This is a genomic window from Halomonas marinisediminis, assembly GCF_004347715.1.
Taxonomy (GTDB): domain Bacteria; phylum Pseudomonadota; class Gammaproteobacteria; order Pseudomonadales; family Halomonadaceae; genus Halomonas; species Halomonas icarae.
The window spans coordinates 1-470 of sequence record NZ_SLTR01000062.1 but is presented as its reverse complement, the minus strand read 5'-3'; the positions used below and the strand labels follow the sequence as shown (position 1 = coordinate 470).

At 26.4% G+C, this 470-nt stretch carries 1 protein-coding gene; it reads left to right on the top strand.

Going from position 1 to position 470, the window contains the following annotated elements:
- Positions 1-470 (top strand): DUF6035 family protein (locus E0702_RS15830; protein ID WP_205741957.1); only part of this gene is annotated, 470 nt, incomplete at both ends.

Here is a 470-nt window from a genome sequence, read left to right as displayed (position 1 = left end):
AAATTATCGCCTGATGAAAGTGAAAAAATCTATGCAATTTATAGGTCGAAAGAAAGTGAACGACATAAATTTCTCAAAAATCAAATAGGAAAACAGCTTTCGTTGCTTGGAGATGTTTCTAATGTACAAATAGATGATAAATTCATTTTTGATAGTGATAGTAACGAAAAAAGAAAACCAGATGTTTATTGTAAATATTTAGATAAAGAAATTGTATTTGAAATACAGCTTTCTGACCTTTCATTACGATATATAATTAGTAGACACGAGTTTTATCAACGTAACGGAATTTACCTTATTTGGATTTTAGATAAATTTAATGCAGAAGGTAAAAAACAAACTGAAAGAGATATAAAATATCTTACTGAATATCAAAATTTCTTCAAATTTGATGAAAAATCAGAACAGTTTAGACTTATTTGCAAATACAAATTTCCATTCCTAAACGAGAGAAATAGATTAATGAACAA